The 24644-nt window shown below is 71.4% G+C and carries 16 protein-coding genes; 2 read left to right on the forward strand and 14 right to left on the reverse strand.

From position 1 onward, the window contains the following. From ACWGSM_RS08390 to ACWGSM_RS08445, 12 genes are all read right to left on the reverse strand, one after another. On the reverse strand, positions 1-828 hold the full coding sequence (locus ACWGSM_RS08390) for a PP2C family protein-serine/threonine phosphatase (protein WP_452322463.1): 828 nt from the start codon (positions 826-828) through the stop codon (positions 1-3). After that, positions 825-2360: a DUF5684 domain-containing protein gene (locus tag ACWGSM_RS08395; protein WP_452322464.1), complete on the reverse strand. Its 1536-nt coding sequence runs from the start codon at positions 2358-2360 to the stop codon at positions 825-827. Before ACWGSM_RS08395 ends, ACWGSM_RS08390 begins: the two co-directional genes overlap by 4 nt. Then, positions 2357-4897: a transglutaminase domain-containing protein gene (locus ACWGSM_RS08400; protein ID WP_452322465.1), complete on the reverse strand. Its 2541-nt coding sequence runs from the start codon at positions 4895-4897 to the stop codon at positions 2357-2359. The genes ACWGSM_RS08395 and ACWGSM_RS08400 overlap by 4 nt, the downstream gene beginning before the upstream one ends. Further along, positions 4894-6267: a DUF58 domain-containing protein gene (locus tag ACWGSM_RS08405; protein ID WP_452322466.1), complete on the reverse strand. Its 1374-nt coding sequence runs from the start codon at positions 6265-6267 to the stop codon at positions 4894-4896. Before ACWGSM_RS08405 ends, ACWGSM_RS08400 begins: the two co-directional genes overlap by 4 nt. Then, on the reverse strand, positions 6264-7229 hold the full coding sequence (locus tag ACWGSM_RS08410; RefSeq protein WP_452322467.1) for an AAA family ATPase: 966 nt from the start codon (positions 7227-7229) through the stop codon (positions 6264-6266). The genes ACWGSM_RS08405 and ACWGSM_RS08410 overlap by 4 nt, the downstream gene beginning before the upstream one ends. 46 nt (positions 7230-7275) lie before the next feature. After that, complete coding sequence (locus ACWGSM_RS08415) at positions 7276-13194, reverse strand: Ig-like domain-containing protein (RefSeq protein WP_452322468.1); 5919 nt, start codon at positions 13192-13194, stop codon at positions 7276-7278. After that, entirely contained in the window at positions 13194-14315 is a 1122-nt protein-coding gene (locus ACWGSM_RS08420) for a serine/threonine-protein kinase (protein WP_452322469.1), read from the reverse strand. Before ACWGSM_RS08420 ends, ACWGSM_RS08415 begins: the two co-directional genes overlap by 1 nt. A 101-nt stretch (positions 14316-14416) precedes the next feature. Continuing rightward, complete coding sequence (locus ACWGSM_RS08425; RefSeq protein WP_452322470.1) at positions 14417-14986, reverse strand: DNA-3-methyladenine glycosylase I; 570 nt, start codon at positions 14984-14986, stop codon at positions 14417-14419. Positions 14987-15109: 123 nt separating this feature from the next. Then, positions 15110-17176: an acyl-CoA dehydrogenase family protein gene (locus ACWGSM_RS08430; RefSeq protein WP_452322471.1), complete on the reverse strand. Its 2067-nt coding sequence runs from the start codon at positions 17174-17176 to the stop codon at positions 15110-15112. 151 nt (positions 17177-17327) lie between these two features. After that, positions 17328-18146, reverse strand: a complete 819-nt coding sequence (locus ACWGSM_RS08435; protein ID WP_452322472.1) for a MetQ/NlpA family ABC transporter substrate-binding protein — start codon at positions 18144-18146, stop codon at positions 17328-17330. A 37-nt stretch (positions 18147-18183) separates the two neighbouring features. Further along, a complete protein-coding gene (locus tag ACWGSM_RS08440; RefSeq protein WP_452322473.1) occupies positions 18184-18855 on the reverse strand; it encodes a methionine ABC transporter permease in 672 nt (223 codons plus the stop codon). Continuing rightward, positions 18852-19664 carry a methionine ABC transporter ATP-binding protein gene (locus tag ACWGSM_RS08445; protein ID WP_452322474.1) on the reverse strand — a complete coding sequence of 271 codons (813 nt, stop codon included), beginning with the start codon at positions 19662-19664 and terminating at the stop codon, positions 18852-18854. Before ACWGSM_RS08445 ends, ACWGSM_RS08440 begins: the two co-directional genes overlap by 4 nt. Before the next feature lie 95 nt (positions 19665-19759). Here ACWGSM_RS08445 and ACWGSM_RS08450 point away from each other — a divergent pair, with 95 nt between their 5' ends. Continuing rightward, positions 19760-20173: an OsmC family protein gene (locus tag ACWGSM_RS08450; RefSeq protein WP_452322475.1), complete on the forward strand. Its 414-nt coding sequence runs from the start codon at positions 19760-19762 to the stop codon at positions 20171-20173. 222 nt (positions 20174-20395) lie between these two features. On the opposite strand, the gene ACWGSM_RS08455 is transcribed toward ACWGSM_RS08450, so the two are convergent. Next, entirely contained in the window at positions 20396-21886 is a 1491-nt protein-coding gene (locus ACWGSM_RS08455; protein ID WP_452322476.1) for an HNH endonuclease signature motif containing protein, read from the reverse strand. A 145-nt stretch (positions 21887-22031) separates the two neighbouring features. Between ACWGSM_RS08455 and ACWGSM_RS08460 the strand changes: the two genes are divergently transcribed. Beyond that, a complete protein-coding gene (locus ACWGSM_RS08460) occupies positions 22032-22358 on the forward strand; it encodes a hypothetical protein (protein ID WP_452322477.1) in 327 nt (108 codons plus the stop codon). Positions 22359-22403: 45 nt separating this feature from the next. Here the strand turns inward: ACWGSM_RS08460 and recQ are convergent, their stop codons facing one another. Further along, on the reverse strand, positions 22404-24425 hold the full coding sequence (gene recQ, locus ACWGSM_RS08465) for a DNA helicase RecQ (RefSeq protein WP_452322478.1): 2022 nt from the start codon (positions 24423-24425) through the stop codon (positions 22404-22406). Positions 24426-24644 lie beyond the last annotated feature (219 nt).

Raw genomic sequence — 24644 nt, forward strand, 5'->3', positions numbered from 1 at the left:
TCAGCCGCGCCTCCGCACGGGAACCGTGGTGCTCTCGAGCATCGACTCGGTGTGCGGACCAGACGGCAGGTGGCTGTCGGTCGTGCCGTCCGACGCGCCAACCGCGCCGCCGGCCACCACGTCGATCACGATCACCGAGATGTTGTCGCGGCCACCGGCCTCCTTCGCGCGGCGCACCAGAGCCTCGGTGGCCGTCTCGGGCCGGCCGCACATCGTCAGGGTGGCGCGGATGCTCTCGTCGCTGATCTCGCCGGTGAGCCCGTCGGAGCAGATCAGCAGCCGCTCGCCGTCGACCACCGGCACCAGCCAGCTGTCGGCGACGCTGTCGTCCGCGCCCACCGCGCGGGTGATCACGTTGCGCTTCGAGAAGTTCGCGAGATGCTCGGGGCGCAGCTCGCCGGCATCCACCAGCTCCTGCCCGAGGGAATGGTCGACGGTCAGCTGGTCGAGGGTCGAGCCGTGATGCCGGTACACGCGGGAGTCGCCGACGTTGAACACCAGCCAGTGCGGCGCGCCGTCGTGCTCGACCAGCGCGACCGCCGCCACGGTGCTTCCCGCACCGCGGGCATGCTGCGCCGAGATCGCCGACACCGTCTCGTTAGCACGCGCCAGCGCCGCGCCGATCCCCTCCATCGAGACGGGGGACCCCGCCAGCGGTGCGAACGCCTCGACCACGGCGGCGCTGGCCTGGTCGCCGGCCTCGTGCCCGCCCATGCCGTCGGCCACGAGGAACACCGGCGACTGCGCCAGCACCGCGTCCTCGTTGATGGCCCGTTTCAGGCCGACGTCGGTGAGCGCGGCGACGTTCAGCACCACCCCCGTCGTCACGAAGCGGACTCCACGGCCACGTGCATGCCGACCTCGCCGAGGATGAATCGCCCGGCGCCGATCACGCTCTCACCGGGGTCGAGCAGCGTCTCGGCGCCGTCGTCCGCCACGACGACGACGCCGTTCGTCGACTGCAGGTCGGTGAGGCGCCACTCGTCGCCCTGCACGATGAGCCGGGCGTGCGTCTTCGACAGCGTGCGCGTGCGGTCGGGGATCGGCAGTCGCTGCTCGCCCGGCTGTCCTTCCGGGTTGCGGCCGATGACGATGCTCGTCGCCGACAGCGCGAAGCGCCGACCGTCGTCGAGCACGAGCACGCGCCGAGCCCCGCGTCGGCGGGACACGACCACCGTGGCGTCGAACTCCTCGTCGTCGTCTTCTGCTGCTGCTGCTGCTGCTGCTGCGACAGCGGAGGCGCCGGCTGGTGCCGCCGGGGCGGGTGCCGTCAGTGGCGTCGGTGCCGGGCGGACCTGCGCGGCCAGGTCGGCTCGGGTGACCGGGGAACGACCCGATGCATCCGATGGCGGCGCGAAGGGCGAGTCGGCGCCTCTGGCGCGCAGCACCGCCGGCGGCGCGTCGACCGTGTCGGCCGTCGCGAAGTCCGACGACGGCGCGGAACCTGCCGCCGGAGCGGCAGGAGCGGACGTCGGTGCCGGAGCAGCAGCAGCAGGCGGAAGGGGTGCCGCAGGCGCCGGTGCTGGAGCAGCAGGCGGGACCGAAGCGGCAGGCGCCGCGGATGCCCCCGGCGCAGCCGCCGGAGGCGGCGGTGCGGGTGCCGTGACCGTCGGCTGTCCGGACGCCCACGGAACCGACTCGATCAGAGCCGCCGAGCCGCCGACGTGCTCAGGCACCGACGGCCGATCGGCCGGGGCAGCTGTGCCGGCCGGGCCGGCCGCCGGAGCGGGTTCCAGGGGAGGCGCAAGGGGCGGGACGACCGACGACGCCGCATGAGCGGGTGCCCCGGAGACGCCCGGCGCAGTCCCCCCACCCCCGCTGTAGGTGGGTGCGGGCGGGGCGACCGACCCGGGCGGCAGGATCGGCGGCGCCAGGAATCCGTGCGAATCAGCGGATCCGGCATCCGCGGGCTTGCGCAGAGGACCGGGACGGATTCCGGCCAGCCGATCGCCTTCGGGGTAGGGCAGCGGCCCGACGACCAGCACTGTGGCCCAGGCCGGGGGGAGCAGCACGGCCAGCACGGTCAGGCCGGCGCCGCGGTCGAATCGCCTGTTGATGCGGTGCACCGCGACGATCTTCACGTACAGCCCGTACAGCTGCACGATCGGCATGAACAGCAGCACGGCGTTCCAGGCGGGCTTGCCGCCGAGCGTGAGGATCGTCGCCTCGTTGAGGACGGGGATCCAGCCCTTCCAGCCCTCCTCGCCCAGCCGCGCGAACAGCTTCGACAGGGCGATCGCGTACCAGAGGTAGCAGCCCAGGCCCACGACGAGAGCGATGCCGATCACGACGATCGTCGGCAACGGCATCCCCGGCCCGGCCGCCGTCTCGAACGAGCGCGGGTCTGCGAGCGCAATCATGCGTCCTCCTCCTGCCGGCGCGCGCCGGCCACTGTGAGCGTATCGAGCACCGGCCTGCGAACCGAAAGCGCCGACCCCCGGCGCGGCCGGATCCGGTCGAGCAGCGACCGCATGCGCAGACGGCTGCGAAGCCGCTGCCACCGTCCGGTGGCCCGTTCGATCTCTGACCGCTCGCGATCGACGATCGCCCACGCGCTCGCGGCGTCGGTGTCGGCGGGCGGATGCGGTGCGAAGACGGCGGTGTCGACGAGTCGGGCGAGCTCTTCGGCCGCCGGCCGTCCCGCGGACCGGGCACGCTGCACCCGCGTGCCCTCAGCCGGCATCGCCACGCCGTTGTCGACGTAGAGGTCGACCAGCTCCTCCCAGGCGCCGACGAGACCGAGCTCGGCATCGTCGGCGGTGCGGCGCGCGCGCCGACGCATCGCCTTCGCGATGAGCAGGGTCAGCAGGGGCAGCGCGAGCAGCAGCACCGCGAGGAGGCTGATCGCGATCGTGCGGACCACGGGCAGGAACCCCCCGAGCAGCGGCGAGTCGCTCTGCTCGAGCGGCGCCGCATCGGCTTGCGAGTCGTTCTGCGCCGGGGGCGGGTCGAGAGCCTCGCTGCGGGGCTGCTCGGGGATCGTCGGATGCTCGGGAAGCTGCTCGCCTTCGGTGATGGTGCTGGGCAGCAGCGCGAACTGCGGTGTGACGTCGACGGCGACCCACTCGGCTCCCGGTGCGCGCACCTCGACCCAGGCGCTCATGCTGGCGCCGGTGCAGACATCGGTGCACGGGGCGATGCCGGGCACCTCCTCGGCGGCGGCCAGGCGCGCACCGATGACGACTCGCGACTCGAGGCCCCAGTACCTGGCCAGCAGGGCCGCGGCGGCGGCGAACTGCTCGTCGTCGCCGACCGCCGAGACGAGCATCTCGGGCGAGGCGTCCGAGCCGACCTTCACCTCCTGCCGGCGCAGCGAGGCGAACACCTCCTCGACGCGAGCCGAGGAGTGCCCCGCATAGCTGGCCGCGAAGGAGTACCCCTCCGACTTCAGGTCGGTGATCCACCCGGCGGCAGCCGCGTCGTCGAGCAGCGCGTGGCTGAGGTAGCCGCGCGAGCGCAGCCGGTCGATCAGCTCGAGATACCCGGCGCCGGTGCGCGGCTGCTCCTGACGCTGCGCCCAGTCGACGAGCTCGGGGTGCGCCTGCGCATCCAGCAGCGACTCGCCGCCCTGCGCCGCCGAGAAGCCGTCACGATCTCCGGCGGCGGCCTCGGCGAGCACGGTGTAGCGATCTCCGGGCGCCAGTCCCCTGCCGCCGCCGGGCGCGTCGGCGATCGTGATGGCCGTGTCGCCACCGTCGTCCATGTGGAAGCCGTCGGCCAGCGCGTCCGCACGCGCGCCCGCGAACTTCGGCGCTGCGACGAGGGCGCCCGGCACCGGCATCCAGATGCCGCGGTAGGCATCGCCGATCGTGATCTCCAGCTCGGACCTGCCCGGCCCCGGCGCGTCGGTGCGCGGCAGCCGGCTGAAGCGGGCCTCGGGTGAGACGTGGAAGTCCTGACCGTCGTACCGGTCGAGCGTCACCAGCCGGATGCGATCGATCGCGCCCGCGTCGCCGTCGATGCTCAGCACGGTCGCGTCGAGGTGATCGCCGGCGAACCATGACCGGTACGAGGCGAGCGGGCTCGGCTGCTCGCGCACGACGATCATCGGCTCTACCGCATCGCGCAGCACCGAGCGGTCCGACCAGACCGCCGCCGCAGGGGCGACGAGGGCGCCGGCGGCGAGCGCGACGACCACGAGAGAGCCGGCGAGCAGACGACGGCGCACGGTCGGCCAGAGCGGCGTGCCGCGGCGAGCGACGCCGCGAGCGGCGACGGCGCGCAGAGCGGCAGCACGCTGCAGCCGGGATCGTCCGACCAGCCAGGCGAGGGACGCCATGAAGAGTGCGACACCGACGGCCAGCTCCCGCGGCGCGGGGAGCGAGACGGGTCCCAGCGTCATCGTGGGGCTAGGCGCCGAGAGGCCGAAGGCGATGCCGAACACGCCCATCGCCGCGACCACGACGACCGCAGCCGCCGCCCGCCGGCCGGGATGCAGGGCGAGGAGGCTCGCGAGGAACGCGCCGAACAGACTGACGACCAGCAGCGGGACGAGCACGGCCTGATACTCACCGAGCGGCGGCGCGAGGGTGAGGATCTGCTTCCAGCCGACGACGACCCCCAGCACCGCGTCACGCAGCGCCGCACCGAACGCCGCAGCGGAGGTCAGGCCCGAGGGCACCGCAAGAGGTACGGCGAGCACCAGGTAGGCGCCGACCACCGCGATGGTGCCGAGCACCGGCCCGAGCCGACGCGTGTGCACGAGCAGCCCCACGGCGATGCCGGTCAGCCCACCCGTCGCGGCCACGACGATCGCCCGCGGCGACTCGTAGACCGGCCATGCGGCGGCGGTCGTCAGCGCCACGCCGACGAGCAGGTAGGCGAGAGCCCACAGGGTCAGGGCACGCGAGGCCGGCGGCCGACGGCGTGCCCGCGCGGCGGCATCCGTCCCGCTCATCGCAGCGCTCCCCTGGCCAGCATCTTCGGCAGGTCGCCCAGCGCGCCGAGAGTGAGCACCGAGAGCTCGCGGGCGTTGCGCAGCGTCGGCTCCGCGCCGGGCTCGCTGCGCACCGCCACCGCCTCGACCGCCGCGGGCAGCCGCACGGCGGCGCGACGAAGCCGGTCTGTCGGCATCCGCGATCCGGTCAGCAGGAAGGCGATCGACAGGTCGGGGTAGGCCTGGGCGGTCAGCGCGGTGACCGCCTCGAGGCGCATCACGTCGTCGGCGAGATCGAGCGTCGACGTGCCGTCGAGCAGCGTGCGCGGGGTGAGGGTCGACAGCGTCCGGATCGACTGCGTCGTCGTGGCGTCGTGCTCGGACACGATCCCGCTGACGGCGAACAGCACGTCGCGGCCCTCGAACACGCCCTGCAGGGCGAGGGACGCCGCGGCGCTGACCGTGTTCTCGAACTCGTCGTCGCCGTCGTACGAGTCGGCGGCGAGGTCGAGCAGGACGGCTATGCGCGCGTGGCGCGACTCCTCATACTGACGCACCATCAGCCGGCCGGTCTTGGCCGTCGACTTCCAGTGCACGTGGCGCTGGGAGTCGCCGAGCACGTACTCGCGCACCGCGTGGAACGAGAGGTCCGCATCGACGAGCGTGGTGCTGGGCGTGCCCTCGAGATCGCGGATGAGACCGGCTGCGGTGCTCGGGATGGCGACGGTCACCGGATGCACGTGGATGCGCTGCACGTCGGGCCAGCTGAGCTCACGGCGCAGCAGTCCGATCGGATCGCCGCGAGTGATGGTCATCGGGCCGACGTCGATCACCCCGCGGCGGTGTGCGGCTATCGTCAGCTCTTCCCCGTGCTGCGCGCCCGGCCGCAGCAGCGGCACATGCGCTTCGATCAGCCCGTCGCCGACCGGCACGTCGACGACGCCGGGCAGCGACAGGCGCGTGCCGTGGTTGTGCACATCGAGAGTCGCCGCGATCTCGGAGCCGGCCACCACGCGGTCACGGTCGAGCGCGAGTCCGATGCGGTAGTCGTGCGCACCCAGCACGAACGGGATGCAGAGCACGAGCAGCGTGAGCGAGATCGCGGCGACCGCCCATGCCTCCACCCATCCGAAGGCCAGTCCGGCGGCGACCCCGAGCACGAGTGCGCACACGACGAGCGCGCCCGCGGCGGTCACCGTCTCCTGCACCCACGCGGTGGCCATGCGGCCTGCCCGCCCCAGGGCGCGCGCGGTCCGGCGCAGGCCGGACACCGCACCGCGGACGGCACCGCGCTGCGTCGTGGTGGAGTACCGCGTGACCGTGGAGGTGCGGGTCGACGTGCTGGTGCGCGCCGCCGTCCTCGTGATCCGCGATTCGGTGCTGAAGCTCACGCAGTGCCGTTCTCGCGCGGGGGGTCGACGTCGAGCAGGATCTGCCCGATCACCGCGACCGCCGTGACCCCGTCGAACTCCGCCTCGGGTTCGAGCACGAGGCGGTGGGCGAGCGCCACCACAGCCAGCTCGCGGACGTCGTCGGGGGTGACGAACGTGCGTCCGCTCTTCGCCGCCCAGGTCATCACGAGCCGCGACAGGGCGAGCGCGCCGCGCACGCTGACACCGAGGCGCACCTCGGATGCCCGGCGGGTCGCATCGACGATGCGCATGATGTAGTCGGAGATCAGCGGGTTCACGTACACGCCCCTGGCGATCTCGCCCATCGTCAGCAGAGTGTCGGTGCCGACCAGCGGCGCGAGCTTCTTCTGCGCCTCGGGGGCCGCCTGCAGGATCCGCATCGTGGCCGCGTCGTCGGGGTAGCCGATCGAGGTCTTGATCATGAAGCGGTCGAGCTGCGCCTCGGGCAGTCGGTACGTGCCGCCCTGCTCGATCGGGTTCTGCGTGGCCAGCACGACGAACGGCGAGCCGACGGCCCGGCTGACACCGTCGACCGTGACCGTTCCCTCCTCCATCACCTCGAGCAGAGCCGACTGGGTCTTCGGGCTCGCCCGGTTGATCTCGTCGGCGAGCACGATGTTGGCGAACACGGGACCGGCGTGGAACTCGAACTCGCCCGCCTTCTGGTCGTACACCGTGATGCCGGTCACGTCGCCGGGCAGCAGGTCCGGGGTGAACTGGATCCGCGTGCTCGTGCCCGTGACCGTCTGGGCGATGGAGCGTGCGAGCGCGGTCTTGCCCGTGCCGGGGAAGTCCTCGAGCAGCACGTGGCCGCCGGTCACCGCGGTCGCGAGCACGAGCTCGATCACGTGCCGCTTGCCGAGGATGGCCTGCTCGACGTTCTCGGAGAGGAGCGAGAACGTCTCGGCGAACCAGGAGGCCTGTTCGGGGGCGATGGTCATGCAGCATCCTCTCGACGGGGGCGGGCGGCGGGTGCGCCGCCGAAGGTCACGGGCATCCGGTCATCCTCTGGGTGATCGGAGACAGCGTCGCGTACGCGGCGTTCCACGAGAGCGTCACGTCGAACGAGCCCGGCGCGTCAGCGAGCTCGACCGACATCACCCGGTACGAGCCGCGGGCGGCGGACGAGACCCGCACGGCGGCGGACGGGTCGGCGACCGGCAGGCACTGTGCGAAGTCGACCTCGACGATGGTGGGCGCCGTGGTCGCGGTGATGTTCACGGTGTTGGAGCATCGCTCGGTCTCGGTCGCGTGGCAGGCCCGGGCGCGGACCTGCCCCGGGGAGGCGTCCGCGCTCAGCGTGAAGTCGCTGCGCCACGACCCGTACATCTGGTACTGGGCCACGAAGCCCGGCTCGACGTTGATCGCGGGCGCCGAGGCGAGCGGGTACGAGTACCGATCACCGTGACGGGTGGGGTTCTCGCCGACCTTGTACGTGGTGTCGCCGCCGGGGCCGTCGACGAAGGTGAAGGTGAACACCCGCGCGGTGGTCGACTCGGCGACGCCGTAGCCGTTCGACACGCAGGCCTTCACGTTGTACGCCTGGTACGCCTCGAGGCCCTGCAGCGACGGCGACGACGAGGTGACGTCCGCTCCGGAGACCTGCAGGGCACCGGAATCGTCGGCGCTGCATGTCACCCTGCCCGATCGCCACGCCAGGTACACGACCTCGAGCGGCTCGGCGCTGCCGTTGGCCTGCGGCGCGATGCCCGACAGGTTCACGGCCGTGTTCGACACGGCGGTGGCCTGGGTCTGAGCGGGATCGAAGTACGGGGCGCCGGCGACCGTGACCGAGACGGGGTACGAGGCCCCTTCGTTGCCACCGCCGGTGGGCGGCTGGAACTGGCTGACCGGCACGAGCGTGATGGTCTGCGCTCCGGGAGCCAGCTTCAGCTCGGCGGTCGTGGTGGCCCCGGTGCGCTGGATCACGTCACCGGTCTCGGCGACCCGGAACGCGCGGGCGTCGTTCGCCGCGGTGACGGCGAGCGAGACCACTCCCTTGCCGCGGTCGCTGCTGCCGTGCCGGTACACGGGGGTCGCGGTGGCGTTCGAGATCTCGGGCGCCTGGTACGCCCAGCTGGTGTGCGCCGAGGTGGTCGCCGACGTTCCGACGGCGTTGACCGCCGCTGCCGTGAACGCGTGCGGCACCCCGTTCACCAGGCCGTTCACCGTGCACCGGTATGCGCTGCCCGCCGGCCGGCAGGCGGCGCCCGCCGGTGCGCCGTCGCGCAGGATCGTCACGCCGGTCAGTGACGGATGCGCACGCGCCGCCTCGCCCAGCGCGACCTCCAGCTCGACGCTGGAGCGGCCGAAGCCGATCGTCGTGAGGCTGGCCGGCGGCTGGGGGAACCCCTGCAGATCGAGCGTGAGAGTACCGCCGCCGGTTCGACCCTGAGCATCCGACACCGTGAACGGCACCGTGCACTGCCCGCCGGGCGCCTGCCCGCCGGCCGGCCAGCTGACGGTGACTGCTCGGCCGTTCGCCGCCGTGAGCGCGGCGACATCGCAGCGGGCTCCCGCGCCCAGCGAGACCAGCTGCAGTCCGGCTCCCGGCTTGCCCGCGAACGGGTCGTACTCGCCGGCGACATCGACGACGTCGATCGAGCATCCGCCGCTGGTGACCACGCACTGACGCGTCAGGGTGGCGCCACGCGGGGCGTCGGGGGGTGCGGCGCCGACGACGAGTCGCAGCACGGCCGTCGGCTCGCCGTCCGACGGAACCGTCACGGCGACCTGCTCGACGGCGCCGGAGCGGGCATCCGCTCGCGCCTCGACGCTCAGCGTCGCACCCTGCTGGGTGACGATGAAGGACGGTCCCGCGTACGCGATCCGGTACTGCAGCGACGAGCGGTCGCCCTCGCGTCCGCCCTCCCACGAGGCCATCCCGGTGTACAGGTCGATGTCGGTCGTGGCACCCGGAGCGACCGTGTGCGAGATCGACGACAGCACGAGCTGCGGCGCCGACGGGCGGATGCCCACCGGCACGTCGACGTACGACCAGGCGCGCTGCCCGTCGAGGCGCACCGAGACGAGGCAGCTGTCCGACCACGGGGCGTCGCGTCCCGCCGCGTACACCGCCGTCGTGCCGGAACCGGCGGTGCAGCCGGCGGCCGCACGCTGGGTGAGGAACGGACCGTCGCCGAGGTCGACATCGTCGGATGCCGGCAGATCGAGCAGCTCGCGCACGTCGAAGGTCTTCGAGGCGTCCTCGTCGACCACCACCGGCTTCACACCCTGCTTCAGCTGCACGCGCATGTCGTCGAACGCGGGGATGTGCAGGAACCCGTACCCGACGACGTCGCGCCCGGCAGGCGACGTGCCGGTGACCTGGAACGGCACGAGATCGCCGTCCTGCGGGGCCGTGCCGATGATCCGGCTGCCCTTCACCGTGTATCCGCGGGCATCGCCCCACAGGCTCAGCTTCAGCGACCGCACGTCGCCCGACGCCCACTGCACGCGGTCGCCGAGCACGTCGATGCCGCCCGACGCCAGCTCGGCCCGGTCGCGGGCGGTGAGCACCGTGTCGGAGACGACCGGCTGATCGACGACGGCGCCGTCGGTGACCGACACGACGATGAGTCCCTGCGCGGTGCTCGCCGTGCGGGTCGAGCGCACCGTGTAGAAGTACGAATTCGTGCCCGCGATGTCACCCGCGCGCAGCACGATCCGTCCGTCGTCGAGCGACGTGGCGGGGTCGATGAGCGCGTCGAGTCGCGCGTGCAGCGGGTTGCCGGGCACCGCGGGGGCGTTGGGCACGAGATCGACGATCTCGAGCTCACCCTGCCCCGGGTCGGAGTCGTTCGCCGCGGGGTGCAGCACCACGGGCGTCGCCGAGCCCGCCTCGACGCGGACGTAGTCGCTGTACGCGACGGGCGCGGCATCCGTCACCCTTGCGTCGAGCACGCCGATGCGGATCCGGCCCGAGCCTGTCTCGCCCTGCGAGTCGCGGACCGAGTACCGGAACGTCACCTGCCCGCCCTCCACCCCGCCGGCAGGGGCGCGATAGACGATCGCGTCACCGGCGGCGGAGATGGTGGCCGTCCCCCGGCCGCGATCGGGCTGATCCACGCTCGCGAGGGTCACGCGGTCGCCGTCCGGATCCACGCCGTTCGCCGGCACGGTGAGCGACACGGTCTGCCCGCTCAGCACGCGTCCGGTGAGCGTCGGCGGATTCGGTGCGCGGTTGGTGCCGGAGGGCACGACGGTCACCGTCACCGATCCGCTGTCGAAGAGCTCAGGGCGGCGCTCGAGCGACACCGCGTAGGTGAGGCGGTACGTGCCGGGGGTGGCCGGTGCGAGGTAGCGCAGCGCACCGCCGTCGGCGAACACGAGCTCGCCCTCCTGGTCGGATCCGCCGACGTCAGGTCGCACGATCAGCGGCTCTCCGCGCGGTGCGACGTCGTTCGCGGTGACGTCGATCCGCGTCAGGGTACCGGCGCGCACCGTGACGGCGTCGGGGAACACGATCGGCCGGATGACGGTCGACGGCGCCGCGAGGAAGACCGTCACCGTCCCCTCGACCGCGGCCCCCGACCCGTCGGCCACGGTCACCGTGGCCTTGCCGATGACACCCGGCTCGCCATCGGGGGTCGTGCCGCTGACGCGGAGACGCTCGTTGCCGACCACGTTCGCCGTCAGCTGCGGGGTCGAGCTCACCGCCCCGGCCAGAATCAGCACGCGTCCGCTCGTGTTCTGCACGGCGCGCAGCACGTCGACCGTCGTGTCCTCACCCTCGCGGACGAAGGCGGTCACCGGCGCCATGCTCAGCGACGCGGCACCGTCGACGGCGGTGATCCGGATGACCGCCGACTGCTCGGCCTGGGTCGTCGTGTCCTGCGCGGTGTACGTCACGACGTACTGGCCCGCTTCGGGGACGGTCACCTCGACGTCGCCGGATGCCGTGTTCGGCACCACCGTCATCCCCTCGGCGGTCGCGGCGGTCTGCACCGCGTCGACGAGCCGGTACGAGCCGGATCCCCCGGTGAGATGATCGCCGATGCGCACGACCTGCGGCTCGCCGATGCGCGCCGTGATCGCCACCGGCGAGGCCTGCATCGCGGGGCTGCTGCTCACCCGCACCTCGAGTGTCTTCTCGGTGGCGGCACCACGGGAGTCGGCGACGATGACCGTGACGGGGATCACGGCATCCGCCTCATTGGGGTCGGTGTGCCGGATCGCGACGCGCCCGTCTGCGGTCGGCACGACCATGACGGGATCGGCGCTGTCGACCTCGTACGCGTCGCTGAGCACGAACGGGTCGCCCTCGGGGTCGACCCATCCCGAGGGCACCGGCACGATCGTGCTGCCCCCGGGCAGCAGCTCGGGAGACGGCCAGTCCTGCCGGCAGCCGTCGACGCCGCACCAGACGGGCGCCGTGTTCGCGTCGTCTGCGGCGACGGTGAGCGTGACCGTCGCCGGCTGCGACACCGCCGCGCCGTCGGTCACCGTGTAGCTGAAGGTGGTCTGGCCGGATGTCGCCCGCACGTCGACCACGAGCGACTGACCGTTGCCCACCAGGGACAGCTCGCCGAACGCGGGGTCTGCGAGTCCGCCCTCGATGGAGGACGCGTCGATCGTGAGCACGTCCTTGCGGTTCGGATCGTGATCGTTCAGCAGCACGGGCAGCACGACCTGCTCCCCCGGCCTGACCCCGAAGGTGTCGTCGACCGCGTTCGGCGGCAGCTGCTCGGCGACGTCCTCGACGACGACCCGGCCCTCCTGCTCCTGCGTCTCGTCGTCGACATCCCACTGCTCGAGCGGCACCAGCCGGCCGTCGGGAGCCGTCCAGATGAGCCCGGTCGCGAGCTCGGTGAGCACCGCGCGATCACCGTTGGCGCGGAAGACCGGCTGGATGTCAGCCGATTCGAGCGCCGCGCCGGGCACGGTCAGCGCGGTGACGCCGCCGTCCGACCACAGCGTCGCCGAACCCGTATCGACCCACGCCGCGTATCGCGTCGAGCCGACCACGACGGGGGCGGCGGGCACGCCGTCGGCGTCGGCGAGGCGCTCGACCTCACCGCTGCGCAGCGTCACCGACACCAGCCCGTTCGAGTCGGCGATCAGCACGTCGTCGCCGCGTGCGGCGCCGCCCTGCAGCACCGCGTCTTCGGCGATGTCGAGCTCGACGGCGTCGTCGCGGCCCGCGATCCACAGTCTGCCGGCACCGCGCTGCAGCAGCGCCCAGCGCTCGCCGACGACCGCGATGGCCAGGTCGGCGTCGCCGTCCGGAGCCGCGGCGAGCGGCGACTGCGCGCCGATGAAGCGATGCTCGCCGACGTCGAAGAGGCGCACGGCGCCCTCGTCGGCGGAGTACAGCGCGAGCAGGCCGGCAGGTGAGAGACCGATCGCATCGGCGACGTACGTCGGCCGGTCCTCCCCCTGTTCGACCTCGACCTCGGCGAACGGGTCGACCAGCGCCGTCGCCGCTCCGGGATCGAGCGACGACACCGACACCTGGCCGGTGTCGGTGCGGTAGGCGACGAAAGACCCGGCTGAGACGATCTGGCGGGTGCCGGTCGGAGTGGGGACGGATGCCGAGGGGGCCCCGTCGTCTCCGGCATCCGCGAGCAGATCGCCGGGACTCGCCGGATCGATGTCCCAGCGCTGCCGGCCGCCCTGGCTGAACAGCACTGCCGACTGCCCGCTCTGCCAGACCGCTTCGGGCGAATCCGCCGACCGGACCGTATCGATCTCGGCGAGCTCGGTGTTGACGCGTGCGTACTGGCCCGATTCGCGCATCACCCACACCGACGACTCCAGGCGGGGGACCTCTTGCGCCTGGTAGCCCTGCGCGGTGACGGCGAGCACGATGACGACCAGCACGGCGACGGCCCCGGCGATGCCGGCGATGAGACGCCCGCGGGAGCGTGCGGGCGCAGCCGGCTGCGCCTGTCTGCCGATCGCCATCAGAGGATCCCGGTCACGGTGAGCACGACGACGCCGATCGTCGCGATCGCGGCCGCCCCGACGAGCGCGCCGATGACGCCCGCCGTCCACGGCGAGCGCGTGCGGGTCGGGGCCGGAAGATCGTCGCGGTCGCGGAGGCTCGTGCGCTGCTTCTCGGCGCGCGCGGCGCGTCGGGAGTCCGGGGCGACGGTGGTGATGACGGGTCCGCGGTGACCGGCATCCGCGAAGCTGACGGGAGCCGCGGCCGCCCACTCGGCGGAGGCAGCCTCGAAGGCGGTCGGGGCGATGCCGAGCTCGTACTGGGCCCAGCGCAGGCGATCGGCGAAGGCAGCCATGGTCGGGAAGCGCTGCGCGGGGTCGCGATGCATCGCCGTGGCGAGGACCTGATCGATGATCGGCGGCATACCCGGGATCGGCGTGTAGCGCGCGCGGATGATGCGCTGGCGCAGCTGGTCGCGGGAGTTCGACTCGCGGTCGGGCAGCTCGAACGGGCTGCGCCCGGCGAGCAGCGTGTACAGCGTCGCCGCGAGGCTCCACACCTCGCTCGGCACCGAACCGGTCACGCGCTCCTGCAGCACCTCGGGCGAGCTCCACGGCACCGACATCGCGAAGACGTCACTCTCACCGGCATCCACCACCGCGGCGGCGATGCCGAAGTCGGCGAGCACCGGAGAGCCGAGTGAGTTGATCAGCACGTTCGACGGCTTGATGTCGCGATGCAGCAGGCCCGCGCGGTGCACGGTCTCGAGCGCGCCGGCGATGCGCACGCCGGTGTCGAGCACTTCCGCCAGGGGCAGCGGCGCCGTGCGGTAGCGGGCGCTCATCGTGTCGGGGCAGTACTCCATCGCGAAGTACGGGCGTCCGTCGGCCGAGATCGACGCCTGGTAGATCGTGACGATCGACGGATGCGCGCTGAGCCGCGCCGAGATGTCGGCTTCGGCGTTGAACGCGCGCAGCACGTCGGGGTTCACGGCGTCGGCGAGCAGCACCTTCACGGCGGCGACGCGACGGGGCATGTCCTGCTCGTAGAGGAAGACGTCGGCGAACCCGCCCGAGCCGAGGGGCCGCACGTAGCTGTAGCCGGCCAGCGTGGGAGGCGGCGACGTGATGCGCTTCGCCACGAGTCCCTCCCTCACTAGGCGCGAGGCGCAGGAAGACACCCCCCGGCGTTGATCATATCCGGTCGTCACTCCGCGCTCCGGCTGCGGAGACGGAGGGCGAGTCAGGCTCGCCAGCACCCCTCGACGTGATCGTCGACCATCCCGGATGACTGCATCAGCGCGTACATCGTCGTCGGCCCCACGAACCGGAAGCCGCGGGCGCGCAGCGCCGTGCTGAGCGCCGTCGACTCCGCCGTGACCGCGGGCACGTCGGCGAAGTCGCGCGGTCGGGGGCGGGATGCCTGCGGCGCGAACGACCACATCAGGGCATCCAGCTCCCCCTCGGCCATGTCGCGCACGAGAGCGGCGTTCGAGATCGTGGCCTCGATCTTGGCCCGATTGCGGATGATGCCCGCATCCGTCATCAGCCGATCGACGTCGTCGGGGCCGAAGGCGGCGACCGCTGCGGGATCGAACCCGGCGAACACCTCGCGGAACCGCGGGCGCTTGCGCAGGATCGTGATCCAGCTGAGCCCGGCCTGGAACCCCTCCAGCGCCATCTTCTCGAACAGCGCCCGGTCGCCGTGCAGCGGGTGGCCCCACTCCTCGTCGTGGTAGCGGCGGTACTCGGCGTCGTCGCCGACCCAGGCGCAGCGGGCGCATCCGTCGGACGCGATGAGGAGGGATGCCATGCCGCCACGTTACCGGCGGAGGAAGACGCCTGCCGCGGACAGGATCCGAGAATCCGTCCGCGGCAGGCGCACATCTGCGCGCGAGGCGCTCAGCGCTTCTTCTGGCTCAGCGCTTCTTCTGGCTCAGCGCTTCTTCTGCCTGAGAGCCTTCTCTGACACGGGCGCCTCGCCGGACGCCTCGAGCGCGGCGTAGTACGCACGGGCCTCGTCCTGGCGCTGCTGCTCGACGCCGCTCGCGATCGGGGCGCGCACGTGCTCGGGCTCGTAACCGAACGCCTGCACGAGCTCGAGGGCGTGCGGACGCAGGCGCGCGCAGAGGCGGTCGATGTAGCTCGACACCGCGGCGGCGCGCTGCGTCGACAGGCGGCCGTTGATGATGTGCCAGGCGAGGTGCTTCTCGATCAGCGACAGGCCGAACAGGTCGCGCAGCCAGGTGAGCACCTGCCGAGTGCCGGCGTCGTCGATCCTGCGGATGGCGTCGGTGAACGCCTCCCACTGCAGCAGCTCGCCGTGGGCACGGGCGGCCTCGATCAGCTCGGCCTGGTTCTCGTTGAACAGCTTCTCGCCGAGCACCTTGTCCTTGCCCGCGGCGCGCAGGCGCCCGGCGATGTCGGCGACCATCTGCTGCACGCGCTCGGTGAGCAGCTCGTGCTGCTGCTCTTCGCGCAGGCCGAGCTCGACCGAGCGGGCGACCTGGCCGAAGTCGGCTACGGCCTGGCCGAGGGCGCGCAGCCCCGCACCGTGGAACACCTTGCCGGCCGTCTGACCGACGGCGTAGCGCGCGAGCTTCCTGGCATCCGCGCCCTTGAACTGCTTCGCGAAGTCGGTGAGCAGACGCTTGCCGACCAGCTGCAGCAGGATGTTGTTGTCGCCCTCGAAGGTGACGTAGATGTCGAGGTCGGCGCGCAGGCCGACCAGACGGTTCTCGAACATGAACCCGGCGCCGCCGCAGGCCTCGCGTGCCTCCTGCAGGGTGTCGAGCGCGTGCCAGGTCGACAGCGGCTTGAGCGCGGCGGCCAGGGTCTCGAGGTCTTCGCGGTCTTCGGGGGTGTCGGTGCGGCCCGAGAAGACGCCGTCGAACTTCTGCAGGAACTCGTCGTGCGCGAAGATCTGCGCGTATGTGGTGGCGAGGCGCGGCAGCAGCCGGCGCTGGTGCTTGCCGTAGTCGAGCAGCACGGTCTCTTCGCCGTTCGCGCCGTCGAACTGGCGGCGCTGGGTGGCGTACGTGATCGCGATGTGCAGACCGAGGGCGGATGCCCACGACGCTGCGCCGTCGAGCGAGACGCGCCCCTGCACGAGGGTGCCGAGCATGGTGAAGAACCGGCGTCCGGGGCTCTCGATCTCACTCGAGTACGTGCCGTCGGCGGCGACGTCGCCGTAGCGGTTGAGCAGGTTGGTGCGCGGGATGCGCACGTGGTCGAAGCTGAGGCGGCCGTTGTCGATGCCGTTCAGCCCGCCCTTGAGCCCGTCGTCCTCGCGGCCGATGCCGGGCAGGTCGTTGCCGTCGTCACCGCGCAGCGGCACGTAGAAGCAGTGCACGCCGTGGTTGACGCCGTTGGTGATCAGCTGCGCGAACACCGTCGCCGCGATGCCGTGCAGGGCGGCGTTGCCGAGGTACTCCTTCGTCGCCGCGCGGAACGGCGTGTTGATCACGAACTCCTCGGTCTCGGGGTCGTACGTGGCGGTGGTGCCCACCGCGGCGACGTCGGAGCCGTGACCGATCTCGGTCATCGCGAAGGCGCCGGGGATCGACAGGTCCATCACCCCGGGCAGCCACTTCTCGTGGTGCTGCTCGGTGCCGAGCTGCAGGATCGCCGAGCCGAACAGTCCCCACTGCACGCCCGACTTGATCTGCAGGCTCGGGTCGGCCGCGACGAGCTCTTCGAATCCGGCGATGTTGGCACCGTTGTTCTCTTCGCCGCCGAAGCGCTTCGGGAACGCGCGGTGCACGGCACGGTTCTCGACGAGCAGGTGCAGCTGCGAGAGCACGCGCTCGCGGTGCGCGTCTTTGGCGAGGCTGTCGTCGCGCCAGAAGGCCGGGTCCTTGATCATCTCGCGGGCCTCGCGGCGGGTCTCGGCCCAGGTGCCGAGAAGAAGCTCGTTCACTCGATCGACGTCGATCGTGTGGGGCGCCGGCGCCGCGGTGGGGGCGTCAGCGGCAGGGGTGGGACGGATGGCTGCGTCGACCATGGCGGTTCCTCTCAGAAAGGAGCAGGTGTCCTTCAACCGTAGGAGTCCGACAACGAGAGGCGAAGTCGACTGTGGTGGATGCACAAGGGCATCCGGCGCCGACCGCGCCTCCCGTTGTCACCTGGCGACAGTCGGCGACCGTCTCCGGGGATCACCAGGCGGTCGTGATGGTGCCGTTGCCCTCGATGACCTCGCGCACCGCGTCGCTCGTGAACGCCTTCGCGAGGGCCTTGGTCGCGTCGGAGTCGGCGTCCTTCTGCTGCACGACGAGGTTCAGCGCGAACCGGTCGTCGAGCTCGGTGATCAGGCCGTCGTCGTCGGGGTTGAGGCCGAGCGCCTTGATGTGCGAGGGCCACTGGAAGACGAGGTCGGCCTCTTCGTACGCGGCGTTCAGCGATGCGATGGGCACCTGCACGAACTCGAGGTTCTTCGGGTTCTCGGTGATGTCCTTCACGGTCGCCTCATACGGGTCGACCTCGGGGTCGAGGGTGATGACGTCGTTCGCAGCGAGCAGCTTGAGCGCGCGGCCGGTGTTGGACGGGTCGTCGGGAATGGCGACCTTGCCTCCCTCGGGCAGGTCGGCGATGTCGTCGAGCGTCTTCGAGTAGAAGGCGATGACGAAGTTGTACACCGGCTGCACGCCGACGAGGTTCGCGTCGTTCCCCTCGTTGAACGTCTGCATGTAGGGCACGTGCTGCGAGAAGTTCGCGTACACGTCGCCGCCGTTCAGGATCGTGTTCGCGGTGATGTAGTCGGCGACCTCGACGAGCTTGATCTCGTAGCCGTCGTCGATCGCCTCGCCCGCAGCCTTCACGACGTCGGTCATCGGCGCCTGCACGGCGGCCACTGTGAGGACGGTGGGCTCGCCGGCACCGGCATCCGTCTTCTCATCTGCTGCCGGCGCGCAGGCGGTGACGGCGAGCGCGAGGCCGATACCGGCGGCGGCGAAGGCGAGGCGGGGCTTCTTCATGGTGTCTTCCGTTTCGATGGGGTTCCGGATGCGGGATTCAGCGGTGGTCGAGCCGCACCGAGGTGCGGTGCCCGATGGCCTGGATGGCGAGCACGCAGACGATGATGATGACGATCGTGAGGTACATGAGGTTGTCGTTGTAGACCTGGTAGCCGTAGCGCATCGCGAAGTCGCCGATGCCGCCGCCGCCCACGACGCCCAGCACCGTCGAGTACGACAGCAGGCTGATCGCGGCCGATGTCAGGGCGTAGACGAGTCCCGAGCGCGCCTCGGGCAGCAGCATCCGGAACACCGCCTGCGGCACCGTCGCGCCCGACGCGACGGCGACCTTCGAGATGCCGGCGGGGACCTCGCGCAGGATCTGCTCGGTGAGGCGGGCGTAGATCGCCACGGCGACGAAGCAGAGCGGCAGGGTCGCCGCCTGGGTTCCGAAGCTCGTGCCGATCACCGCACGGGTGAACGGGATGAGGAAGACGACGAGCAGCAGGAACGGGAACGAGCGGACGATGTTGATGTACAGGTTCGCGATGGTGTTGACGGCGCGGTGCTCGGCGATGCCGCCGCGCTCGGTGAGGTACACGATGGTGCCGAGCGGCAGGCCGACGAGCACCGCGGCGAGCAGCGAGACGAGCACCATGTATCCGGTCTCGGCCATCGACTCGGCGATGTCGGCGCCGTATTCGGCGAGCAGGTCGGTCAGCCAGGTCATGCCGTCAGCTCCCGCTTGACCTGCTCGTAGTAGCTCGGCAGCGAGCGGGGTCCTGCAGCGTTGATCTCGAAGAGTTCGCGCAGGCGGCCGTTCTCGAGCAGTGCGGCGCGGTCGCAGATCGCCTTGACGACGTCGAGGTCGTGGGTGATGACGATGACGGTGGTGCCGAGCTGGTCGCGGGCGTCGGCGAGCACGCGCAGCACGTCGGCGGTCGTCGACGCGTCGAGGGATGAGGTGGGTTCGTCGCAGAGCAGCAGCGGCGGCTTCGAGACGAGCGCGCGGGCGAGGCCGACTCGCTGCCGCTCGCCGCCGGAGAGCTGGGCGGGGAAGTGGTCGGCGCGGTGTGTGAGGCCGACGAACGAGAGGATCTCGTCGACGGCATCGCGCTGTCGCGCAGGCGTCATGCGTTTCGGCGCGGGCGGCGCGTCTTGTTTCGCGCTCCGCGGCGCCGCGCGTTCGGCGATACGCAGCGGCAGGCGCACGTTGTCGCGCACGGTGCTGTTGCTGAGCAGGTGGACACCCTGGAACACGACTCCGACGTCGCGGCGGAGGGCGCGCAGACTGGTTCGGTCGAGGTCGGTGACCGAGGCGCCGCGGACGAGCACGTCACCGTCGGTCGGGCGGGTGAGGCCGTTGATGAGTTCGAGCAGGGTCGATTTGCCCGCGCCGCTCTCGCCGATGATGCCGAAGATCTCGCCGGTCCGGACGCTGAGGGTCACATCGTCGAGTGCCGGGCGCTCGTCGGTGGCGGCGCGAAACCGCTTGGTGACGTGGCGGAACTCCACGATCGCAGGCAGGTCGGTGACCATCGTGTCTTTCAGGTGGTGTGGTGGCGGGCCGGTTGTCTGGGCCCAAGGCAGGCCGAGCGGCCTTTTCTGTACGTGATCCAAATTATAGTTGCGCCATGAGCCTCAGGTACCGGACGGAAGCGATCAACGGCGACGATGGAACGGGCACGGCCCGCGTGACGGGCGGCTTGGAGGTCGCGGTCGCGTCGCCCCTGGCGCCGGATCCCGACCCGGATGCCTCGAACCCCGAGCAGCTGCTGGCGCTGGCGTGGTCGACGTGCTTGAACGCGACGGCGCAGGCGCTGGTGAAGCGCGAGCGCCGCACGGCGGTTCGTATCGAGGTCGAGCTGCATGACGCGTCTGACGGCCCGGGGTACGAGTTCCACGTCGACACGTATCTGTCGGCGGAGGGGCTGACGCTGGATGAGACGGCGGATCTGCTGGCCCGTGCGCATGCGCGCTGCCCGGTGTCGAAACTGCTGCACGGGGCGAGGACCGTGCAGGTGCACGCGGAGAAGTTCGCCGGCTGAGGATCGCCGGCCGGATGCAGGTGTGCCCGGTGCGCCCCGGTTCGCCCCGGTTCGGTTGAGCGTTCGCGTTGCGAGGCGCGTGAGGCGTCCGGAGATGCGCGTGAGTCAGGTGCACCGGAGTGGGACGGGGCGAGGGGTCGCATGCGCGTGCCGCGGTGAGCGCATCGCGCGCATGAACAGGTCCCGGGCCGGAGCGCGGCGTCCGCGCTCTGTCGCACGTGGTCAGGCGATTGCGGGTGTGAAGCGTCGGAGTGGTGGGTCGATGCCGGCCCACGCGGCGGTGAGGGCGGCGCGTGTCCTGAGAGGAACGGGTGCTCTGCGGCCGGGTGGGTGCAGGACGAAGTCGTCGGTGCCGTGGCGAGTGATGCGCCATCCGCCGTGATGCAGCTGCATGTGATGGTGGCGGCAGAGCAGGATGCCGCGGTCGATGTCGGTGCGGCCGCCATCGCGTGCCCATTCGTCGATGTGGTGCGCTTCGCCGTAGGAGGCGGGGCGGTCGCAGCCGGTCCAGCGGCAGCCGCCGTCGCGGATGGCGAGGGCGATGCGCTGCGGGGGTGTGAACAGGCGGTGATCTCGCCCGACGTCGAGCGGGTTGCCGGCGGTGTCGACGGTGACCTGTCGGGTGCCGGTGTCGCAGATACGCTGGTCGACGGCGGCGGCGGGGAGGGGATGGCCGTAATCTTCGGTGCGGGCGGAGACGGTGGTGCCGGTGGGATCGATCATCTGCACGATGCGCACCCCGGCTTGTCGGGTGCCGAACACGGTGTGCGGGTCGGCGAGCGCTCCGGCGCGCAGCAGGTCGAGGAGCAGGTCATAGCCGAGCTGGTCGTTCGTGCGGGTGTCGGCGGTGAGGTCGGCCGCGTGTCGAGCCTCAGCGGAATCCACGAACCGTGGTCCGCCGCGCCTGGGGCGCAGGGCCGCGTCGCGGATGGTGCGGATCCACGCGGCACCGTCGTCGTCGAACCTGATCCGGCCGTGCTGGATCCCGTCCCCGTCGGTCCAGGTCTGAAACGCGCGCCGCTCGTATCGCTCCGCGAATCGGCGCTCGGCGCCCTCGGGGTCGAGCTGGTCGCGGATCGCCCGGGCTTGGATGCGAAGTTCTTCGACGGTGCGGTGCGCGGCGTCGGCGATGAGGTGCTCTGCTGCTGCTGTCCAGGCGGTGTGCGTGTCGTCGGAGTCGTCGGTCGGCTGGCTGAGGCCGCGCTGGATCGCATCCTGCTGCGCCGGGGAGAGACGCCCGTCCAGCAACGCCGTCGACAGCGGCGCATGCCACGGCATCCGCGGCAGGTCACCACCGGCGCCGCAGGCCTGCTCGCCAGCCCCCGGCGCGGCACCCTCGGCACTTGCATCCGCATCCGCAGCGGGGACGTCGCTGTCGAGGACGGACTGGCCCAGCCGCACCTGACGCTGCGCGTCGGCATGACTGCTTCCGGTGAGCTCCTGCACGAGCGCTGCAGGAGAGCGGTGACCGCGGGACTGCGCCAACCCGTCCTGCCCCGCCTCGCGCGTGGACCGGGCGGCGACGACGCCCGCGCCGACGATCCCGATCCGCTCCGCCGAGCGCACCAGCGCCGCCGCCGCGCCCAGCGCCTCGACCAGCTTCTCGCTCGGGAACGACGACATCCGCGCGGACAGCTCCTGCACCTGCGCATCCGCGCCGAACAGGTCGCGCAGAACCGCCACCTGAGCGTCGATGTCGGTGAAGAGGGCCATGAGTCGATTGTGCGAGGGACCACCGACATTCGAACAAGGATACGAACGCGAATCGCGTCCAGAAGATCACAACACGATGACGAACGACGCTGCTCTCCGAGCCAGGAGAGCGCCAGCACAGGGTGACGGCGGCTACGTTGTGCGCATGGAAGACGAGCGCGCGGTGCGCCGGCAGCTGCTCAGACGGTCGTGCGTCTCGATCTGCTGGACGGCCGTCGCGCTGGGCATGGTCGGCTGGGTGATCATCGTCCTCGAGCTGTTCAGCTCCGGGCTGCGGCTGGCACTCACCGGGCAGGGGATGGAGCAGCAAGCGGCGGACACGATACGCGCGGCAGCTCTGGTGATCACGCTGGTGTGCAGCACGACGACCGTCGCCGCCGCGATCACACGCCGCTGGGTGCTGTTGCCGCTCTCTCTGCTGCTTGTGGGGCTGGGGGTCGTGCTGCTGGCCGGCGAGATCAACACGACGTGAGCGCACCGCCTCCGACACCGGCCGCGCGGCCGCAGGACGGCGGCGTCAGTGCGCCGCGATCACCTCGAGCACGGCGGCGCCGTAGGCATCCCGCTTCTTCTCGCCGATGCCGCTGATCCCACCCAGACCTGACACGGTCGTCGGCCGATGCTCGGCGAGCGCGCGCAGGGTCGCATCGCCGAACACGATGTACGCGGGAACGCCCTGCTCGCGAGCGGTCGCCGCGCGCCAGGCGCGCAGCGCCTCGAAGAGGCCGCGATCGCCGGCATCCAGCGAGGCGGATGCCGGCGCCTTGCGCGCACGAGTCGAACCGCCGACGCGACCGATGGTGTCTCTGCGCAGCGGCACGGCGGTCTCGCCGCGCAGCACTCCGGCCGCCGCATCCCCTGGCGCGAGGGTGCCGTACTCGCCCTGCGCGACGAGGATGCCCCTCGCCAGCAGCTGACGCACGATGCTGCGCCAGTCCTGGTCGGACAGATCGGCGCCGATGCCGTAGGTGGCGACCTGCTCGTGGCGCATCTTGCGGATGCGGTCGTTCGAGGCTCCGCGCAGGATGTCGATCAGGTGCCCGGCGCCGAACGCCTGGTTGCGCTCGCGCTTGAGGCGCACGATGGTCGACAGCAGCTTCTGCGCGGGGATCAGTCCGTCGAACGTGTCGGGCTGCTCGAGGCAGGTGTCGCAGTTGCCGCACGCGTCGCTGTCCTGTCCGAAGTAGCGCAGCAGGTTCTGCCGCCGGCAGGCGACGGTCTCGCACAGCGCGAGCATGGCGTCGAGATGCTGCCCCATGCGCATCTTGAAGGTGCGATCGCCGGGGCTCTGGTCGATCATCCGGCGCTGCTGCACGACGTCGCCCAGCCCGTACGCCATCCACGCGACCGACGGCTCGCCGTCGCGCCCGGCACGACCGGTCTCCTGGTAGTACCCCTCGACCGACTTCGGCAGGTCGATGTGCGCGACGAAGCGCACATCCGGCTTGTCGATTCCCATGCCGAAGGCGATCGTCGCGACCATGACGACTCCGTCCTCGCGCAGGAAGCGGGCCTGGTTCGCCGCGCGCACCTCAGCGGGAAGGCCGGCGTGGTAGGGAAGCGCGTCGAATCCCTTGGATGCCAGATGCTCGGCCGTCTGCTCGACCGACTTGCGGCTGAGGGCGTAGACGATTCCCGCGGCACCCTCGGGCTGGGACCTGATGAACTCGACGAGCTGCCGCCGCACCTCGACCTTGGGCACGATGCGGTACTGGATGTTCGGGCGATCGAAGCTCGCGACGAAGTGCTCGGCCCGGCCGAGACCGAGGCGCTCGCTGAGCTCCTGGTGCGTCGCGCGCGTCGCGGTGGCGGTGAGCGCCATGCGCGGCACTCCGGGGAACCGCTCGGCGAGGTCGCCGAGGGCGAGGTAGTCGGGTCGGAAGTCGTGACCCCACTGCGACACGCAGTGCGCCTCGTCGATGGCGATCACGCTGAGCGTGCCGCGCTGCAGCAGCTGCGTGGTCTGCGCCGACGACAGCCGCTCGGGCGCGACGTAGATCAGATCGAGCTCGCCGGCGAGGTACGCGCGCTCGACCTCGCGGCGCTCGTCAGGCGCCTGCGTAGAGTTCAGATACGCCGCCCGCACCCCGTTCGCGCGCAGCGCGTCGACCTGGTCGTGCATGAGCGCGATGAGCGGGCTGATCACGAGTCCGGTGCCCTCGCGCACGAGCGCCGGCACCTGATAGGTGATCGATTTGCCGCCGCCGGTGGGCATGAGCACGACGGCGTCTCCCCCGCCGACGACGTGCTCGACGATCGCGGCCTGATCGCCGCGGAACGCGTCGTACCCGAAGACCGTGCGCAGCGCCTCGATCGGCGTCGGGAACTTCGACGGCGCGATTCCGGATGCCAGGGCGCGTCCGCCTGTCGCGGCCGGCGTCATCGGACCCGAGCCCCAGTCGAGCGGCGGCTCCCAGCCGTCTTCCGGTGGCACCCAGTCGAGCTCTTCGGGCGGGAGGTCGTCATAGGGGTCGTCGGGGTAGGGCACGTCGTCATACCTCCCCTTGACAGGCTCAGGGACCCCATTCGATCGACGCATCCCTCCAGCGTAGCCACCGGCGCCGACACCGTGGCCGGCCGTCCACAGCCGCCGCGCGAACCGCCCCGGAACCGCCGCCGCACTGTCCAGGACCTGGCCGCTTCGGGGGCCGACACTCCAGATGTCGGACGTTCTCGCGGAAACGGTCCGACATCTGGAGTGTCGGCAGCTGTGGCATATACACAAATACCATCCCACCACACTTAAAGTGATCGGGGA

Source organism: Microbacterium sp. NPDC055521 (assembly GCF_053619695.1).